This window comes from Dysgonomonas sp. BGC7, assembly GCF_001261735.1.
In the GTDB taxonomy this organism is placed as follows: domain Bacteria; phylum Bacteroidota; class Bacteroidia; order Bacteroidales; family Dysgonomonadaceae; genus Dysgonomonas.
On record NZ_CVRP01000007.1, the window covers coordinates 370,541 to 389,418 of the forward strand.

Sequence of the window (18,878 nt, forward strand, 5' to 3'; positions counted from 1 at the left end):
TCTTCTCAAGAGAATAGCTTCCTAAAGACTTTTTTTATAAACATGAAAGGTGCATAAAGAAGTCTTCCTATCTTATATTCCGAAGAGTTTTTATACGCCTTTGCCTCCTGCTTATAGTGTTCTGCTTCGATGCGGTCTCTTATCGGATTAAAATATTCTAAGAACAAAGGTACATGATTCCTGAACATTTGGAGAAGCATTGCATCGTTTTTTTCTTTGTGAGTATTGATTGCCGCAGAACGAGACACTGATTTTATTCTGTACAAATAATGAAAAGCATTCAGTTTAATCACTTTGTCGGTTGGTTTCAGCAATGACAGATAAAAGTCCCAATCTTCTATTCCATTCACCATATTGGGGTTATATCCCCCAACTTCAATAAAATGAGCACGGTGAAATATTGCAGAATTGAAAATCTGATTTTCAGTTATCATATTCTCGAAGACAAATTCTTTGTTTATGATCTTTTCGTTTCGTTCGCCAAAAAGAATTGTATCGCTGTATATCAGTTTTACTTCCGGATATTTCTCAAATGTTTCAATACTTTCTTTCAGATAATCCGGCCCTATCTTATCATCTCCATCGAGGGGAAGGATATATTTTCCTACTGCTTGCGCCACTCCATAGTTGCGGGTATCGCAAACTCCACTGTTTTCTTTATAGAAGTACTTTATCCGATTATCTTTATTTACCCATTGCAAGGCGGCTTCTTCCGTGTTGTCAGGAGAACCATCATTTACGATAATACATTCCCAATTCTGATATGTCTGATCAAGAACAGACTGTAAAGCTTCGGGTAGATATTCTGCCTGATTGTAACATGGAACGATAATCGAAATTAAAGGGGTTATAGTTTCAGCCATTTCAAAAAACCTATTTTTTTAAGTAATCTTACACTTACCGAAGTTTTCAGTTTGTATAATTCTTGACTCTTACTTCTCCATTCTTTATATAAACTGTGATACAACGGATAATGTTCTTTGATATGCTCTTCTTTCTCTTCCCATAATAGAGCATGATTGGCCGAGTCGGAGCTTATTCCATCGAGATAGTAAGTAGAAAAGCATTCGTTTATATGCTTATAAGAGCATTGGCGCAAGCATATAGCGTCAGCAAAAAAAGCCCAGTCGGCACCTAGCTTCATTGAGTCGTTATATCCTCCGTACGCTCTGAGTACTTCTGTTTTTATGAACGATGCCTGATGAGGAAGTGATCTTTCTGCAAAGAATTTAAAGTCGATATAATCGGGACAAGTATTTACCTGTTTTTTCGCATTGTGGCAATTTGCTATTTCTATGTTATGGAAAATAATATCTTCTCCTCCGGCAAGGTGTGAAATTGTTTTTTTTAGGTCGATATCTTTATTCAATATATCGCCACTGTTCATAAATAGGAGATAGTCGCCTGTTGCTTTCGACAGGCCTTTGTTCATTGCGTCGAATACGCCTTTGTCAGGCTCGCTCATCTGAAAGTTTATCTGTTCAGCATATTTCCGGATATGTTCTATGCTGCCGTCGGTAGATGCACCATCGATAACAATATATTCGACATCTTCTGAGCAATGGGGCATGATGCTTTCTATCGTTCTGAGAAGTCCGTCAGCATTGTTATAATTGATTGTTATTATAGATAGTTTCATCTGCCAAGTATCTCATTATAAAGTTTAATATACCTTTCTGTCTGCAACGTATCGCTAAAGTTATTTTCAGCATATTGTCTGATTTGTTCTCTGTTGAAAGTATATTTATCGTTCAAAAAGTCATTCAGAGATTGCACTAGCGTGTCAACTCCTATTTTTTCGATTAAGATTCCGTTTTCGCCAGTTTTTACATGTTCTGCCATGCCTCCATTACTGAAACTTATAATGGGTGTTCCGTTGGCAAACGATTCGAGCATCACATTCGGTAGGTTATCTTCTCTCGAAGGGATAACAGTTATATCAGCGGCGGTGTAATAATCGTTCAAAATAGTAGTGTCGTTTATATTTTCAGCATGAATATGGTTTGTATTCTTGTTTATATACGATTTGTCGGAAAGACTGCCTACCGTAATTAAATTGAACAAGTCCGGGTTTAATTTATTTACGGCGTCAAATAGTATGGGAAACCCTTTTTGCTCGTTTTCGAGAGAAGCTCCTACTGCAAGAATGTTTTTTTTGCTGTTATTGATTCCCAATTTATATCTTGCTTGTTCTTTCTCTTTGAGAGGATAATATGAAAATTCGATCCCGTTAGGAATCAAATAGTGAGGATATCTCTGAAAGGCTTTACTTGCTTGTGACTTGGCTTTCATCCATTCAGATAGGCAGACAATGGATATATCATCCTTTTTGTTGATGGATTTTGCTTTTAGATCCAGCGTTTTCTGGTCTAGTGCCCCATAATGTTCAGAGTTTTTCTCCCTGTCAGAATCGAAATGGAACATACCTCTAAATGCGTTGATGTCATGCAATGTCCATACAATGGGTTGTTTTATATTTTTAAAGAATGTAGGATAGTTAAGAAATTCTGCTACCCAATGCAAATGGATAATATCTGCGTCTTTTATTATTGGTAATTTTTCTAATCGGTATGATGTGGTAGCAAATGTGGCAATTTCGTAATTTTTGGGATATTTATTGAGATTCACCCAGTGGTAATGCTCGGTGTGTACGTTGAATCTTTTCCGGATACGTGTTATCAAATTACGATCTGTATTTGCCGTATATATGTTATTTTCTTTTGCAGATTCTCTGTCTATCGGAAACCTTTGAACGAAAGCAGATTCTATATCATGCTCTTTCATCAGACTTCGGTGAAGCCTGAAAGCTGCTATTGCCGCACCTCCATATGTGGCAGATGATGATATGTGTACTACTTTCATTTATTTTCTGTATCGAATCTGTAACCATAAAAATGATCAAACCCTATTTTCAATAGAAGTTTATTTATAAAGCTCAATTTATATAAATTATATTGAATGTAATGTAAGAAAATATTCGTTTTAAAGTATAATTTTTTATTTATTATTTTTTTAGAATAGAAAAAACTATTAACTCTATTCATTTTAGAAACCTCTTTTCGTAAATCAGACTCTTCTGACACTGAATAATGATAAACCATAGCCTCATAAGTTCCGTACAAGGCTTTTATACAATTATTATAATCTCTTCTGTCTTTGATTTTATCACAGACCATATTTGCGTATAGCTCGAATCCTGTAATAGTATTTGATATATTTGATTTTTTAAATTCAAAACGATATGCAGAATCCAGATAGCTGAAATCATCTAAAACCTGATATCGTATGTTCTCTACTAAAAGTGCTCGTGTATGAAATTCCGGATCCTGCAGTCTGGGAAACCTTTCATCGAAACCAATCATATTTTCTCTTATAAATTCAGATTTCCATATAGGACAAGAGGTTTGCCACGCCAGTCTATAAGAAAGGAAGGCATATAAATAGTTATCCTCTTTGTGAGTCAGATAGATATTTTGCTTGGTATTGTCAGGTGATATTATTTCCATCTGAAAGACACAGAAGTCGAGAGAAAGTTCTTCCTCCATGTAGGCTACTCTGTTTTCAAGACATTTATTATATAATAAGTCATCAGAGTCGAGGAAAATGATGTACTTTCCTTCAGCCTTTTTTATTCCAATATTTCTACAAACAGAACCACCTTTAAGCTGACTATTTCTTCTTATTAGTTTTATGCGCTCCTCGCCTATAGCATATTGCTCAGCAATTGCATACGAATTGTCGGTGGAATGGTCATCTACAATTATCAGTTCCCAATTGGAATATGTCTGAGACAAGACACTATCTAGTGTTGAACTCAGGTACTGTTCCGTATTGTATAATGGTATGATTATAGACACCAAAGGTTGCATTCTTTAATTTATTAATTTTTTAAAAAAATCTATATGCTCTTTTCCTATTTTATAGTTGTCACATTCTTTTTTTACAAAAGAATAATTATTGTGAGCAATATCTGTATTTAGAAGCTCTATAGAACTATTCATTGCTTGAAAAAGAGAATCGATAGAAGATGGGTTGAATGTCGGATTATGTAATATTTCTTGAAACTCTTTGATGTTTCCTATAGCTGGGGCTATTATTAGTTTCTTGAATGAATATGCAAGGAAAACGACTCCGGAGTTCAGATTGTTGATCCGAGGGGCTATTATAACATCAGCTGCATTCATATATATCTGAATGTCGTCATCATAAATGAACTTATTTCCTTCTATTTCTATGTTTCTGGCGGCTAAACGTCTTTTCCTTATCTCATATTTCAAACGAGAGAAAGGCTTTTTTCTACCTGTTTTATACGATAAGGTTTTCGAATTTGTTATAATAAGTTTCTTGTTTTTCTTATTTTCAAACATAGAAAATGCTGTTGTCAGCATATCTTCTTCCTCTTGTTTTCTTATTTTTCCAAAGGACATAAAAATAGTATCCTCATTATTTAGCCCGAGTCTCTTTCTTGCCTCCAATTTTGATATGGAGTTTGGCAGGTCTAAATAATTAGGGTGGTAAATAACTATTTGTTCTTTGTCTTTATATTGACTACTTATTTTAAATTCGTTCAGACTATAGTTTCCAAGATGAATAATACCATCTGCATTTGAATAAATGAGATTATATATCTCTTTGTCAAATTCTTTTTGGTCGTGTGGTAACCGGTTGTGACAAGTAACTACAATTTTTGTCCCAAGCTCTTTCCAGAATGAGAGCCTTTTTTCTAGTTTGTTTAGTAAATTTTTATCGTATTCTTGAACAGAAATTAAGGCTTCAGGCCACTGTATATTGATAATGTCAAATTTCAGATTACTATTCCAAAACGGAGAAATAGCAGTTATTACTTCTGCATATTTACTCATTGCTTCTGTATAGAAATTGATAATGGGATTTAACCAATTAGCTTGATCTACTGTAATTAGTATTTTCATAATTTAATTGGTAATATTTAAAGTCCGATAGATTTTACTTATTATTCGAAATAAAAAATGAACTGATTTATGTTTTGATATAAAATCAGTCATTACGTAATAGCCATAGAAAGATTGTCTTTCTTTCTTTATATTATATAGATCTATATAATCGGATAAGATATATTTAGGTAATAATTTGTTTAGTATACTATTGCGTTCATTCTCTTTTACTCCTTTGTTTTCGAGGGAAGAGCTTGTACCTCCATATTCATATATCACCACATCCACATCGATATAAGTAGATTTTTCTCCACCAAGTAATGCTCTCAATGAAAATTCCCAATCGGAAACTATTTTGTAATCTTCATTATAAGATCCATACTTAATGAACAAGTCTCTCTTAATAAAAGTTGCCTGATGATGGAACGAACTTGTATATAGATCGTATAAGGTAACATCTCTATTACCAAAATTTACCCATCGTTCTGTGTGAGTTTTGAAGTTGGTAATCTGATTGCCTCTTATCTGAGGAGTGTTGTATGACTGGTTGTGAAATATTTTATGTAATACATCATCGGATGCAAAGATGTCTCCTGAGTTCATAAAAATGCAATAATCGCCCTTAGCTTGGACAATTCCTTTATTCATAGCGTTATATATCCCTTTGTCGGGCTCGCTCACCCAATAGTTAACTTTATCTGTGTAAGATTCGATAACTTCTTTCCCTCCATCTGTAGAGCCTCCATCTATGATAATAAATTCATAGTCTTTATAGGTTTGGTTTAGGACGCTTATTATTGTCTTTTCCAAACCTGAGGCATTGTTGTAATTTACTGTTATGATGGAAAGTGTCATTGTTTTGGGAGGTTAGAAGAATATATTTCTTGTCAACTCTTATGATTTAGTATAGAAGTATATAAGTCAATAAAGAGATCTGCTTTATCAACAACATTGAAGTTCCTTATAATATCATTTCTTATTTCGTCTCTGTTAAAAGAAAAGGAAAGTGCTTTTTCTATTGCAGCAGTTAAACCTTTTGATGTAAAATCTTTAGCTAAAAATCCATTGAAATTATCTTTAATTGTGTCCAATGCCCCCCCTGTAGGAAAAGAAACGATCGGGGTGCCACAAGCTAAAGATTCAAGAATTACTTGCCCGAATGTTTCTTCAATAGAAGGCATTATAAACAAGTCTGCTGCGGAATATATCATAGCAAGTAAAATCTCGTCGCCGATAGGACCTAGAGGGAGAATATTCTCTTTGAGAGGGATATATGTATTTCCAAACGCACAAAATAAAACATTTTTATTTTCAGTAAGGCTATTTATTGATTCAAAAAGCAGATGCATTCCTTTTCGGGGAACAGATAGAACATCGGCTCCGAATAATATAATTTTTTTTTCTAAAGGCAAACCTAAAGCTTCCCTTACTAATTTTTTGTTATATTGTTTGAATATATTCGTATCTATGCCATTCTGGATTATGGTAATAGGTTGCCCTTTTAATAATTCACAATCGAGAGCTTTTTGCTTTGTCCAGTTTGATATTGCTACTAAATTTATTTTTTTTCCTTCGAGGCTAGCCTTTCTTATAATGTAATTTTTATTTAAAATATCTTGGTATGCATTGAACGGAAATTCTTTTTCATAATGATTGCCTCCACCACAGATATATAAATCTGCCATTCTCCATATCACAGGTTTTGTATTCTTTTTGAAAAAACTTGGTTCATCTAAAAATCCGGAAACCCAATTGAGTTGAATTATGTCTGCCTCTTTATAAAAAGGATGTTCGGTAATATCATAAATTGTAGTGGGATAGGATAAAATCTCAACTGGGACAGTCATTCTCGCTCTTTGATTTCTTAAATGACGTTCGTAGATAGCTAGTTTTATCGTCCTTTTCAGAGTGTCGATTCTAGACTTTGGAAAATCCCAATAGCTATATTGATATACTTCAGGAATGTTTTTTGTTTTTCTTAATACTAACACTTTAGAGCCTATACCTTTGTCAAGTAAAGACTTATGTATGCGCATGCATGCATTAGCCGCACCTCCTGTATCTTTGGTATTAATATGCAGAATTTTCATTAATCTTGTTTTGTAATTAACTTGTTATCCTTTTGAAGACACTCTTTATTTTTTGTTTTATTCTATTAACCATGTAATATGAATTGCTATGAGGAATCGAAATTATATCAAATGTTTCGGTACAAAATACTAATTTTCCTGTGATTTTTGCAATAGTAGTAGCTTGTTTTAAAGAGCTTTCGATAAAAAAAGAACAAGAGCTTTGTATGTATACTTTCGCTTTATATTCTCCATATTTACCCCATTTTATTCTAGCCTCTTTGTTTGGCAAGTCTAGTAATACTAAATTGTTATATTCAATATTATGCTCTGCTAGCCATTGTTCTGTTTGCACCCTATATTTCTCCAGCCTACATGACACAATGGTATTAATTTTTACTGTAGGAGTATATAAAGCTCTTGCATTTAAAATAAAATCTTCATAACGAGCGCCATCATCGTTTTCTTCCTTTGTGGGATCTACACATAATACACCATCAATATCTACACAGGAATTGGAGATAAGAGTGTGATGAAACAGATTCCATTGAAAGACTCTTGGTATGGGCAGTTCCTCAAAGTATATGTCTGTTAAATCTTTACTTTCAGGCAATACATATACAACTCCATAAATATAATTAAAATTATAGGGAAGTTTTTCTATTCTTTGTTTACAGTTAGATAGAGCTTTACCAGACCATAATGAATCATCTATAATAAGGACCCTTTTTATACTATCAGCATTATAATTTTTTAATCTTTCTCCGCCAGCAAACATTATTCCTGACTCAAATTCTCCTAAATTGACATAAGGAATATTGCGGTATAGAGCAATCAGACTTCCTGGAATTATACCACTACGCGGAATTCCTACAACCAAATCAATGTCAAACGGAACCTTGTCAATATTTTTTAAAATAGCTTCGTTTAGTTGACTTATATTTCGATAATTCATTTTGTACCTTTTATACCCAAGTTAATCCAACCATGATCATAACCTCTAACTTCCTCGTTAGACATTTGCTCTATATGCTTAAAGCCTGTTTTATCAAATAATGAATATAGGAATTTAGGAGTATAAATCGTTTTATGCCAATTAGGATGATATATATTACCACTACCATCTCCATAGGTGAAAATACGGCCATTTGCCCATATTATAACATCCTTTTCTTCATTAAAACGATACCATCCATCCAAATGAATATTATCTATATTGTTAACCTCATAATCATACACATTTTTAATGATCTTCCATCCATCCGGAACCCATATCTCCAATGTTCCTCCTGCCTTAAGGATACGGTGTAATTCATTAAATATTTCTTTTTGAAGATGCCAGGGTACATGTTCTAATACATGACTGGCATAAATTATATCAAAAGAGTTATCCTCAAAAGGGAGCTTCTTTGTCAGATCATGTATATAATCTACATCTCTTCCATCTATAATATTCAAAGTCTCAAAGTCTTTTATACGATTCAGACCTGGCCCAATTTCCAACATTCGATAGGCCTTCTTTTTATTCTTTTTTATATTCTGACTCGTTTTGTATTTGTCTTTTATCTTTAGGATAAAGGTCAAATGCATTTTGTTCAGCAATCTGTCTATTCTTCGATTGTTATGAAAAGAGTATTTTATTTTATCCATGCCTCTATAATATTTGCCAATTTCCTGCATTAACCAATATTCCGTCATTGCCGTCCAGTTTCCTACTGGGATCAATATTGATTAACAAAGGGTTTTTACTCTTTATAATATTGTTGTTAGCTTCATCTCTTACTCCGAAAAATATTTGATAACTCTTAGGTGCCAAATATTGTGTTTTTAGTGAAGCCATAATTTTTACTTTGCCTCTTAATTGGTCTGGTGTTGGTGCAAAGTTGTTGTCATCTATAGAGTGAGTTGTTAATACTCTTGAGTCTTGCATATCATTTAGTGCGACACCAACAACAATCTTTTTTAGAGGTTCTAACATTTCAAACTCGAATACCACATTGATGTTTTCTCCTTGTGAGAAAATCTCAGATGGAATCCCTTGTTCATTCAAAAAATATGGAGTTCTTAATTTTAGTCGACCACACGACGAGAGCATCCATTCATCTAAATGCTCAGATATATTATTGTTAGAAATTGTTGAATAGTGATTTATAACAGTGTCAGTATTTCCAGTCAAAGCTACAGATCCGTCTTTTAGTAGTAGACATTGTGTACAGAGAGCCTTCACTGCTCCCATATTATGGCTTACAAACAGCACTGTACGACCTTCTCCTTGTGCTACGTCTTGCATCTTGCCGATTGCTTTCTTCTGAAATTCAGCATCGCCTACAGCAAGTACTTCGTCAACTACCAATATTTCGGGTTCGAGATGAGCGGCTATGGCAAATCCCAAACGAACGGTCATACCTGAAGAGTACCGTTTTGCGGGTGTGTCGATATATTTTTCTATTCCTGCAAAATCAACTATTTCATCGAGCTTACTTGTTATCTCAGATTTAGTCATCCCCATGATAGATCCGTTCATATATATGTTTTCCCTTCCGGTTAACTCCGGATGGAAGCCTGTTCCCACTTCAAGTAGAGATGCAATGCGTCCTTTGGCTTTAATCGTACCTGTGGTTGGTGTCGTAACCCGTGATAATATTTTGAGTAGAGTCGATTTTCCTGCACCATTTTTTCCAATAATGCCTAAAACTTCCCCTTGTTTCACCTCGAAAGATATATCTCTTAGAGCCCAAACATACTCACCTATTGCTTTTGTCGATCTGTCATTTACTTCTCCTACACGCAAATATGGGTCTTCCTTTCCCCTCACAGTATGCCACCATCTATTAATATCGTGGCTTATAGTACCTGTGCCAACAAGCCCCAAACGGTATTGTTTCGAAATATTGTCGAATTTTATTGCAATATCTGACATTTATCTTTTCTTCTTTATTTATACTATATCTATAAAACTACGTTCCATTTTATTAAATGTCCAAGTGCCTATAATCATAATAACAATTGTTACAATTAAAGAATATCCAATCGAATACCATGAAAATACTCCTTGTCCCAGAAACGCATATCGCATTGTTTCCACTATTGGTGTCATTGGATTTAATTCTATTATCCATTTAAAGGCACTTGCTTTTGCAGGTATTGCCGATAGTGGATATATTATTGGAGTAGCGTACATCCATAACTGTGTTACGAAACCGAATAATATAGCCAGATCTCTGTACTTGGTAGTCATAGAAGATATTATTATTCCAAATCCAAAACCAAGTCCTGCCGACATAAATACTAACAGAGGAAACAAAAGAATATGAATGTTGGGCTGTATATTAGCTCCCTTCGCATAGAAATAAATATATACGATTAAGAATAAGCCCAATTGGATAGCAAACTTTAATAAGTTTGATATCACTCCGGAAATTGGAACTACCAAACGAGGAAAGTAAACTTTGCTAAATACACCCGCATTTGCAGCAAATGTTCCTGAAGCCCTTCCTAAGCATTCACTAAAATAACTCCAGCACAATATATTTGATAAGTAAAAAAGAATCTGAGGTAATCCGTCTGTAGATATTTTTGCGATTCCTCCAAATACGAACATATACATAAATGCAGTAAATAAGGGTTGAATCACATACCATATTGGGCCTAAGATAGTTTGTTTATAGGCTGTTACAATATCGCGATGGACATACATTCTTACTAAGTCCCGATATTTCCAGACTTCCTTTATATTTAATGAAAAGTTGCTTCCTCTCGGTTTAATTACAATGTCCCAGTGCTCTTTGTCTGCTTCCATTTATTTATGATTACATGTTTGTGCTCTATTTCAATCTGCAAAGATAGCTATTTTTGCTGATTTTTTTTGTTTAAAAATTGTAACGATGCAAAAAAACCTATATGAGAAGCCTCATATAGGTTGCAATTTTTTCCTAAGCTGTTAGCTAAGATTATTTCTTCTCAGAAAGAGCAGCGATAGAGTCAGCAGCTATTTTTGCGATAGAATCAGCAGTAGCTTGAGCAGCAGCAGCTTGAGCAGCAGCTTCAGCTTCTACAGCAGCGATAGAATCTTGGATTCTTTTTTGTTCAGCTTCTAATTTAGCTTTGTTATCTCCACAAGAAGCCAAAGAAATTGCAACAACAGCAACAGCAAATAAAACTAATTTTTTCATTTTTCTTTTCTATTAAAACTTAAACGGTAAATGTTTTTGAGTTATTTCAGATAACACGATGCAAAGATATATATATTATTCAGATGTTGTATAACACAATTATGTTTTTTTTAGTGTTTTTTTTAGAATAATATTTTTATTAGTCAAAATTTGCAGCTTTTTCCATGTAATTGTTTAATTATCATATAGATATCTTTTTATGCTTTTTTTAGGAGTTTTCTCAAATTCACTCGGATATATTTGGATAGAGGCGATGTTTTCGTACGATGCAAGCATTTTATTCAAATTTTGCCTGTTTTGTTCCATTATAGCAGGTAGCATATCATGATCTACATGGGCAGCATCCATCGTTTCATAGTCAGGGTGGGCTAGAGCTACCAGTTTACCGTTTCTCTCTACTATAAGACTTTCGAGTACAAAAGGAAGGTTGTTTAAGCGAGCTTCTATTTCTTCTGGGAAGATGTTTTGTCCGCTAGGGCCCAATAGCATTGTTTTGCTGCGACCTCTTATAAATATACGGTTGTTGACATCTATAGTTCCCAAGTCTCCGGTTCTTAGCCATCCATCTTCGGTAAAGGCGGCTTTTGTCGCTTCCTCGTTTTTGTAATATCCCATCATTACATTTTCGCCCCGAACCTGTATTTCACCTACAGTGTTGTAAGGATCTTCCGAGTCTATTCTTACCTCCATAATATTGTCAAGTATTTTTCCACATGAGGTTGGAACAAAATCGTAGTTGTGGTCATATGATATAAGTGGAGCACATTCTGTCATTCCATATCCAACAGTAAAAGGAAATTTTATTTTATATAAAAATGCTTCCACCTCTCTGTTTAAAGCGGCACCTCCTATTATAACTTCGTGAAAGCTTCCACCAAGAGCTTCCATCATTCCTTTCCTTATTTTTGCATATATCTGATCTCTTACAATAGGTATTTTTAATGCCATTTTAATAGCAGGCTTTTCTATTTTGGGAAGAATAGCTTTTTTATATATTTTTTCTATAACCAGAGGTACAGATATAATCAGGTTAGGTTTTATTTCAGCAAAAGCTTCAGCCAGTATTTTGGGTGATGGGGCTTTTCCTAACAATGTTGTATGAGAGCCTTCGGTAAGCGAATATAGAAATTCGAATGCGCAACCATAGGCATGTGCCAAAGGGAGAAAAGATACAATGTTTTGTCCTCTGAATAGTAACTGTAGATAGTGTGCGTGAGTTACGTTTCCTGCAAGATTGTTGGCAGATAACATTACTCCTTTACTAAAGCCCGTAGTTCCTGAGGTGTAGTTTATCAGTACCAATTCGGAATTATCTACTTTGGTATATTTGATATCTTCCGGACTAAATCCGTTTGGATATTTTTTATTCATTTTATCATCCAAAGAGTCGATTATAAGAGAAAGCTTCTCTCCCTTCTTTTCATATAGGCTGGTCAGTTGAAGATCATTGACAGAGAAAGCGCCTCTTATTTCCGGTAGGTGGTCTTCGTCGAGAGACTCCCAGATACTGGTGCTTGTAAACAAAAGTTTCGACTCGGAATGATTGATAATATGTTGTATGCTATCAGCATGAAAGTCTTGAAGTATGGGTACAATAACCCCTCCGTATGTAATAACCGCCAGATAAACTATGCACCATGGAATATTATTTTTTCCGATCAGTGCTATTTTATCTCCTTTTTGTACTTGTGCTTCGTTTAATAGTATATGGATACGGGCTATCTCCCGTGCCAGATCTTTATAGTATAAAGTTGTTTTTTCTGAATAATCAGATAATCCTTTTAAGTCCCAGTTGTATTTGAAACTGTTTTCATATAATTCGATTAGATTTTTATCAATCATAAATATTGCTCATTTTAGGTAGAATTGTGCAAAAATAGAAACTATGAGCAGAATCTGCAAGTATTTTTATTCTAAAGTTCGGGTAATTGTGTAATTTTGTACCCTTTACTTTTTTTATTACTTTAAGAGTAAAATGTATTTAGTTTATTATTACTTATTTAGTATGTTCGTATACAATGATAGATAATTTGATATTTGAAAATAAAAAAGCAGCTTATCTTACTCTAGGGTGTAAACTCAATTTTGCAGAAACCTCTGCCATAGGTAAGCAACTTTCTCAGGTTGGTGTTCGTAAAGCCAGAGATGGTGAGTCGGCTGATATTTGCATTATAAATACCTGTTCTGTGACAGAGTTTGCAGATAAGAAATGTAGACAGGCTGTCCGAAAGATGATAAAAGACAATCCTGGAGCATATGTTATTGTTACAGGATGTTATGCTCAATTGAAGCCCGAAGATATAGCTGGTATAGATGGGGTAGATATTGTATTGGGATCGGAGCAAAAACTTGATATTACTGCTTATCTAGATGAATTGAAGAAAAAAGACAAGGGAGTTATCCACACGACTAAGACAAATCACATTAGGTCGTTTGTTCCTTCTTGTTCGCAGGACGACCGAACCCGCTACTTTTTGAAAGTGCAAGATGGCTGTGATTATTTTTGTTCTTTCTGTACCATTCCGTTTGCCAGAGGTCGTAGTAGAAATGGCACTATAGAGAGCTTGGTGAAGCAAGCCCGTGAAGTGGCAGAGAGAGGAGGGAAGGAGATCGTGCTGACCGGAGTAAATATAGGGGATTTTGGGAGGACGACCAGCGAAACTTTTTTTGATCTTATAAAAGCTCTGGACGAAGTAGAGGGAATAGAACGCTATCGTATATCGTCTATCGAGCCCAACTTACTAACGGATGAAATTATTGAATTTGTGGCACAATCGAAACGTTTTGCTCCTCACTTTCATATTCCTTTACAGTCAGGGTCGGATACAGTGTTGAAATTAATGCGTCGCCGATATGATACAGCGTTATTCAGACATAAGGTGGAAAAAATAAAAACAATACTTCCCGACGCATTCATTGGAGTAGATGTAATTGTAGGAACAAGAGGTGAGACTGACGAGTATTTTGAAGAAGCCAGATTGTTTCTTGAGGGGCTTGATTTTTCTCAATTGCATGTTTTTACCTATTCGGAGCGTCCTAATACACAGGCTTTGAAAATAGAACATGAAGTGGATGCAAAGACAAAACATGCTCGTAGTAAAATTTTACTTGACTTGTCTGACGAAAAACTTCATAGATTTTATCAGTCTCAGCAAGGCAAGCCACGTAAGGTTTTGTTCGAACATGCGCAACATGACGATAAAATGTATGGATTTACTGAAAACTATGTAAAAGTTGAAACATCTTTTCACGAGAGTAAAGCAAATCAGGTAAAAACTATAGTTCTGGGAGAATTTAATCAGGTCGAAACCGCACTAATAGAAGGTTAAGTATGAATAAAGTATTGTATTATATAATTTATGGTTGGATGTATTTACATGCACTTCTTCCATTTAGTGTATTGTATATACTGTCAGATCTTCTTTATGTTTTAGTCTATAAGATTGGTCGATATCGTCTGAGGGTTGTTAAAGAGAATCTTAGAAATAGCTTTCCTAAGAAAACAGATAAGGAACTTTTGACTATAGAAAAAGAATTCTACCATCACTTTTGCGATTACTTTGTAGAAACTATAAAACTGCTACATATTTCGGATGAAGAAATGCAAAAGCGCATGCAGTTTGAAAATATAGATATAGTAAAAGATCTGATGAAAGATGGTAATTCAGCTCTTATGTTTCTTGGACATTACGGCAATTGGGAATGGGTACCTTCTATTTCTTTAAATTTCAATGGGAAATATTCAGGAGTAATACTCGGTCAGATTTATAAGCCGTTGAGAAATAAAGCTGTGGATGATATCTTCTTGAAAATACGCAGTCGATTCGGGTCGTTAGGAATTCCCAAGCAGAATACATTGCGCTCTATAGTTAATTTAAGAAGGAGTAAAACACAAGTGCTGATAGGTTTTATGGCCGATCAAACACCTTCGGTTCAAAATATTCATTATTGGACAGAGTTTCTAAATCAAGATACTCCGGTTTTTACAGGAGTCGAACGTATTGCAAAACAAACAGGTTTTGCCGTAACTTATCTTGATATTGAAAAATTGAAGCGCGGATATTATCGGGCAACAGTGAGATATATTACAGATAAGCCTGCCGACGAACCTGAGTTTACCATTACGGAGACGTATATAAGGGCTATGGAAAAAACAATCTTACGCAATCCTGCATATTGGCTATGGACACATAAGAGGTGGAAAAGAACACGAGAAGAAGTAGAACAAGCCCACAGAAAATGAAAAAAGTTGCTGTTGTTATTTTGAACTGGAACGGGAAGAAGTTATTAAAAGAGTTCCTTCCTTCTGTTGTAAAGTTTTCTACGTTGCCCGAAGTCGAATTGGTTGTTGCTGACAATGGGTCTTCGGACGACTCTGTTGCTTTTCTTCAAAGTGAGTATCCACAAATAAAGATTGTTGCTTTACCTGAAAATTATGGCTTTGCAGAGGGGTATAACAGGGCTTTGAAAGAGGTGAATGCCGAGTATTTTGTCATCCTTAATTCTGACGTAGAGGTTACGGATAATTGGCTGTTGCCTATAATTGATTTCTTGGATCGGAATGAACAGGTAGTAGCTGCTCAACCTAAAATATTAGCACAGCGAAACAAAACGTTTTTTGAATATGCCGGAGCCGGGGGAGGGTATCTGGATAAGTATGGATATCCTTTTTGTCGAGGACGTATTTTTCAGACACTAGAAGAAGATAGAGGACAATACGATGAGGTGATAGATGTGCTTTGGGCATCCGGAGCATGTCTTGTGATACGATCTCGAGAATACTTCGCAGCAGGTGGTTTCGATGCGACATTTTTTGCTCATATGGAAGAGATAGATTTATGTTGGAGGCTCGGATGTAGAGGAAAACGAATTGTCTGTGTTCCGTCATCGGTCGTTTATCATGTGGGCGCAGCGACTTTGAAGAAGGAAAGCCCGAGAAAGACCTACCTCAATTTTAGGAACAATTTGCTGATGCTCTATAAAAATCTGCCGCAAGATACGCTTAAACGTATAATGATAATCCGTTTGCTCTTAGACTATATAGCAGCTATTCAATTCACCCTTACCGGAAAGTATGCAAATGCAAAGGAAATTATAAGGGCTCACAGGGATTTCTATAACAATAGAAAAGCATATAGAGAAGTAAGACAAGAGAATCTGAGAAAAACTACTATTGCCGTTCCACGAACAATTTATTCCAAAAGTATTCTTGCTGCTTATCATTTACGACGAATGAAGCTGTTTTCTTCTTTGAATCGGTTCATTTAGAGTATCTTCCATAATTAATACTAAATTATATTTACATATTATATTTTCTTGTATATTTGAAGACTCAATTTTGGCTAGTATATGAAAAGGTCAGTGTTTCTTATTTGTATTATACTTCTGTTTTCCGCTACTATCAAAGCGCAGGAAGAGAAGCCTAAGACATATATTGACATGGCGATGATATATGAAGGGGATACAGTTCCCATATATGCTCTAAGGCCGGTTCATATTTTTGCTCCTCTAAAATTCAGAAGTAATAAAGAAAGACAGGAGTACTCTAAATTGGTAAGAGATGTGAAGAAAACATATCCGTATGCCCGTATGATAGCTTCATCTATTATAGAGACCTATGAGTATATGGGGACCTTTAGTACTGAGAAGGAGAAACAAAAATATCTCGAAGATGTTCAGAAGTATATGATGGCTGAATATAAGCCTCAAATGAAGAAAATGACTAAAAGTCAAGGTAAAATTCTTATTAAGTTGATAGATAGAGAATGTAACACGGCTTCATATAATATTGTTAAAGCTCTTGTGGGAAGTTTTAAAGCAGGTGTTTATAATGCTTTTGCCAGTCTTTTTGGTAATAGTCTGAAAGCAGAATATGATCCTCATGGAAAAGATGCCGCTATAGAAGCCATCGTATTACAGATAGAAGATGGAACGGTCGATTACTACTATTCTGTAAATTATCACTCATTTAAATAATAAGTAACATATAGAAAAATATATAAAATATAAAAAGCNNGCTTTTTATATTTTATATATGCAATTTATCCTACTTCAACAACTAAGAACTTAGTTAAACTCCAGAATCTTTTGTAATCTGTTATTTTAATAATAATCTTACCACTAGCATCCTTATCCAGATTGTAACTGTCTTTTGGATGGTCTGATAGTAATTTTGCTTTTTTATCATATACTGGTATGCTGTGTGCATCACGGATATCTATTTTGATAAATTTACTTTTTTCTATACCTTCATTCAGTATCTTAGACGATGCTAAAAACCCGCCTGTTACAACTTTAGCTTCCTTCAATTCTTTAGATGTGCCAAAAATATAGTAAGCTGTATTCAACTCCTTGTCTTGAGATTTAATCTTCGAAGACTGTTCTGCTGTCTGTGTTGCAAGAGATTCTACGTTCTCAGACAAAGATTGTACATCAGTTTGCAAAGCGGCAATTTGTGCGTCGCGTGTTGCAAGAGAGCTTTGTAACTCAGTTATAGTATTGGCTCTTTCTGTTAACTCTGCATTTAGGTTTTCAATTGTTTTTTTGAAAGTAGCCATCTGCCCCGAATTATTTTTCAAACGTTGATTCAGTTTATCGATATCGGCTTTGTTTTTCTTCAAAATCTCATTGATCATTTCAAAATTGTCTTTCACTCTGGTTTTTGTGTCGTTAGACATTTCACCTTTGTTCTTTGATTCTATAGCCAGATATTTTTCAGCCTCTCTTATTTGTCTGAAATTATCTTCTATTTCACTTATAAGGCTGTTGGTTTCCGCGAGCTCATCGTTACTTTGAGTGTTTATCTGAGCCAAAGAATCTCTTTCGGCCTGCAAAGCCTTATATTCATCTGAGTTTTTTACATTACATGATGCTAATGCAAATAGGCATAAGCAACTTACCATTAGTTTTTTCATATTCAAATGTTTAACTTATTAGTTTTATTATCTATTATATTTATAATCAATCATTTTTTCCTGATACTACTATAACAAATTCTCCTCTTGGTTCGTTCACAGAAAAATGAGATACCAATTCTTTTAGCGTGCCTCTACGGGTTTCTTCATACATTTTAGATATCTCGCGACAAGTGGCGGCATACCTATCTTCTCCCATATACTCTGTTAACTGTGTAAGGGTTTTCAATACCCTGTGAGGCGATTCGTAAAATACAATAGTTCGTGGCTCTTCTGCTAATATCTTAAGACGTGTCATGCGTCCTTTTTTTTGAGGAAGGAATCCTTCGAAGCAAAAGCGATCGGAAGGTATACCCGAAGCTACTAAAGCAGGTACAAATGCAGTAGCTCCCGGTAGGCATTCTACTTCTATTCCGGCTTTTACACATTCACGTACAATAAGAAAACCCGGATCAGAAATACCGGGTGTACCGGCATCCGAAACCAAAGCTATATTTTCTTCAGTATGGCTGAGACGATCTATTATGTGAGCAATAGCCTTATGTTCATTGAACTTATGATAAGACTGCATTTTGTTCTGAATCTCGAAATGTTTGAGTAAAATACCTGTAGTCCGAGTATCCTCAGCTAATATTAGTCCGGCTTCTTTTAGGAGACGTACGGCTCTGAAAGTCATGTCTTCTAAGTTACCAACAGGTGTAGGTATAATATGCAGCTTCCCCATTTCCTTTCTTTCAGAATTCAATTATTAACGCTACAAATATAATAAAAAATCAACCTTTGTAATATAAAACGGACATAATGCGTATA

Annotated in this window: 19 protein-coding genes; 4 read left to right on the forward strand and 15 right to left on the reverse strand. The window is 34.9% G+C overall.

Annotated elements, in window-relative coordinates; translation table 11 throughout:
- Positions 1-5: 5 nt before the first annotated feature.
- The 13 genes from BGC7_RS06860 to BGC7_RS06920 all read right to left on the reverse strand — a co-directional run bounded on the left by BGC7_RS06860 (position 6) and on the right by BGC7_RS06920 (position 12,996).
- Positions 6-863, reverse strand: a complete 858-nt coding sequence (locus BGC7_RS06860; RefSeq protein WP_050700819.1) for a glycosyltransferase family 2 protein — start codon at positions 861-863, stop codon at positions 6-8.
- Positions 848-1,639, reverse strand: coding sequence for a glycosyltransferase family 2 protein (locus tag BGC7_RS06865; RefSeq protein WP_050700820.1), 792 nt, complete (start codon positions 1,637-1,639; stop codon positions 848-850). Before BGC7_RS06865 ends, BGC7_RS06860 begins: the two co-directional genes overlap by 16 nt.
- Complete coding sequence (locus BGC7_RS06870) at positions 1,636-2,862, reverse strand: glycosyltransferase (RefSeq protein WP_050700821.1); 1,227 nt, start codon at positions 2,860-2,862, stop codon at positions 1,636-1,638. Before BGC7_RS06870 ends, BGC7_RS06865 begins: the two co-directional genes overlap by 4 nt.
- Positions 2,859-3,869 carry a glycosyltransferase family 2 protein gene (locus BGC7_RS06875; RefSeq protein ID WP_050700822.1) on the reverse strand — a complete coding sequence of 337 codons (1,011 nt, stop codon included), beginning with the start codon at positions 3,867-3,869 and terminating at the stop codon, positions 2,859-2,861. The genes BGC7_RS06870 and BGC7_RS06875 overlap by 4 nt, the downstream gene beginning before the upstream one ends.
- A 3-nt stretch (positions 3,870-3,872) precedes the next feature.
- On the reverse strand, positions 3,873-4,931 hold the full coding sequence (locus tag BGC7_RS06880) for a glycosyltransferase family protein (RefSeq protein ID WP_050700823.1): 1,059 nt from the start codon (positions 4,929-4,931) through the stop codon (positions 3,873-3,875).
- A 3-nt stretch (positions 4,932-4,934) separates the two neighbouring features.
- Positions 4,935-5,768, reverse strand: a complete 834-nt coding sequence (locus BGC7_RS06885; RefSeq protein ID WP_050700824.1) for a glycosyltransferase family 2 protein — start codon at positions 5,766-5,768, stop codon at positions 4,935-4,937.
- 32 nt (positions 5,769-5,800) lie between these two features.
- Positions 5,801-7,003 (reverse strand): glycosyltransferase, encoded by a 1,203-nt coding sequence (locus tag BGC7_RS06890; protein ID WP_050700825.1) that lies wholly within the window; start codon positions 7,001-7,003, stop codon positions 5,801-5,803.
- Positions 7,004-7,019: 16 nt separating this feature from the next.
- Positions 7,020-7,937, reverse strand: coding sequence for a hypothetical protein (locus BGC7_RS06895; RefSeq protein WP_050700826.1), 918 nt, complete (start codon positions 7,935-7,937; stop codon positions 7,020-7,022).
- Positions 7,934-8,632 carry a class I SAM-dependent methyltransferase gene (locus BGC7_RS06900; protein WP_185112954.1) on the reverse strand — a complete coding sequence of 233 codons (699 nt, stop codon included), beginning with the start codon at positions 8,630-8,632 and terminating at the stop codon, positions 7,934-7,936. Before BGC7_RS06900 ends, BGC7_RS06895 begins: the two co-directional genes overlap by 4 nt.
- Before the next feature lie 4 nt (positions 8,633-8,636).
- Positions 8,637-9,902, reverse strand: a complete 1,266-nt coding sequence (locus BGC7_RS06905) for an ABC transporter ATP-binding protein (RefSeq protein ID WP_050700828.1) — start codon at positions 9,900-9,902, stop codon at positions 8,637-8,639.
- A gap of 18 nt (positions 9,903-9,920) precedes the next feature.
- A complete protein-coding gene (locus tag BGC7_RS06910; RefSeq protein ID WP_050700829.1) occupies positions 9,921-10,781 on the reverse strand; it encodes an ABC transporter permease in 861 nt (286 codons plus the stop codon).
- Positions 10,782-10,932: 151 nt separating this feature from the next.
- Positions 10,933-11,154 carry a hypothetical protein gene (locus tag BGC7_RS06915; RefSeq protein WP_050700830.1) on the reverse strand — a complete coding sequence of 74 codons (222 nt, stop codon included), beginning with the start codon at positions 11,152-11,154 and terminating at the stop codon, positions 10,933-10,935.
- A gap of 174 nt (positions 11,155-11,328) precedes the next feature.
- On the reverse strand, positions 11,329-12,996 hold the full coding sequence (locus BGC7_RS06920) for an AMP-binding protein (RefSeq protein ID WP_050700831.1): 1,668 nt from the start codon (positions 12,994-12,996) through the stop codon (positions 11,329-11,331).
- Between the two features lie 176 nt (positions 12,997-13,172).
- Between BGC7_RS06920 and mtaB the strand changes: the two genes are divergently transcribed.
- The 4 genes from mtaB (at position 13,173) to BGC7_RS06940 (ending at position 17,130) form a co-directional block, all read left to right on the forward strand.
- Positions 13,173-14,483, forward strand: coding sequence for a tRNA (N(6)-L-threonylcarbamoyladenosine(37)-C(2))-methylthiotransferase MtaB (gene mtaB, locus BGC7_RS06925; protein ID WP_050700832.1), 1,311 nt, complete (start codon positions 13,173-13,175; stop codon positions 14,481-14,483).
- A 2-nt stretch (positions 14,484-14,485) separates the two neighbouring features.
- Positions 14,486-15,397, forward strand: a complete 912-nt coding sequence (locus tag BGC7_RS06930) for a lysophospholipid acyltransferase family protein (protein ID WP_050700833.1) — start codon at positions 14,486-14,488, stop codon at positions 15,395-15,397.
- On the forward strand, positions 15,394-16,422 hold the full coding sequence (locus BGC7_RS06935) for a glycosyltransferase family 2 protein (protein ID WP_050700834.1): 1,029 nt from the start codon (positions 15,394-15,396) through the stop codon (positions 16,420-16,422). Before BGC7_RS06930 ends, BGC7_RS06935 begins: the two co-directional genes overlap by 4 nt.
- Positions 16,423-16,503: 81 nt before the next feature.
- Positions 16,504-17,130 (forward strand): DUF4294 domain-containing protein, encoded by a 627-nt coding sequence (locus BGC7_RS06940; RefSeq protein WP_050700835.1) that lies wholly within the window; start codon positions 16,504-16,506, stop codon positions 17,128-17,130.
- A 65-nt stretch (positions 17,131-17,195) separates the two neighbouring features.
- Here the strand turns inward: BGC7_RS06940 and BGC7_RS06945 are convergent, their stop codons facing one another.
- Both BGC7_RS06945 and rsmI read right to left on the reverse strand, forming a co-directional pair.
- On the reverse strand, positions 17,196-18,068 hold the full coding sequence (locus tag BGC7_RS06945) for a Cbp1 family collagen-binding glycoprotein adhesin (RefSeq protein WP_050700836.1): 873 nt from the start codon (positions 18,066-18,068) through the stop codon (positions 17,196-17,198).
- 46 nt (positions 18,069-18,114) lie between these two features.
- Positions 18,115-18,792, reverse strand: coding sequence for a 16S rRNA (cytidine(1402)-2'-O)-methyltransferase (rsmI, locus tag BGC7_RS06950; protein ID WP_050700837.1), 678 nt, complete (start codon positions 18,790-18,792; stop codon positions 18,115-18,117).
- Between the last annotated feature and the right edge of the window lie 86 nt (positions 18,793-18,878).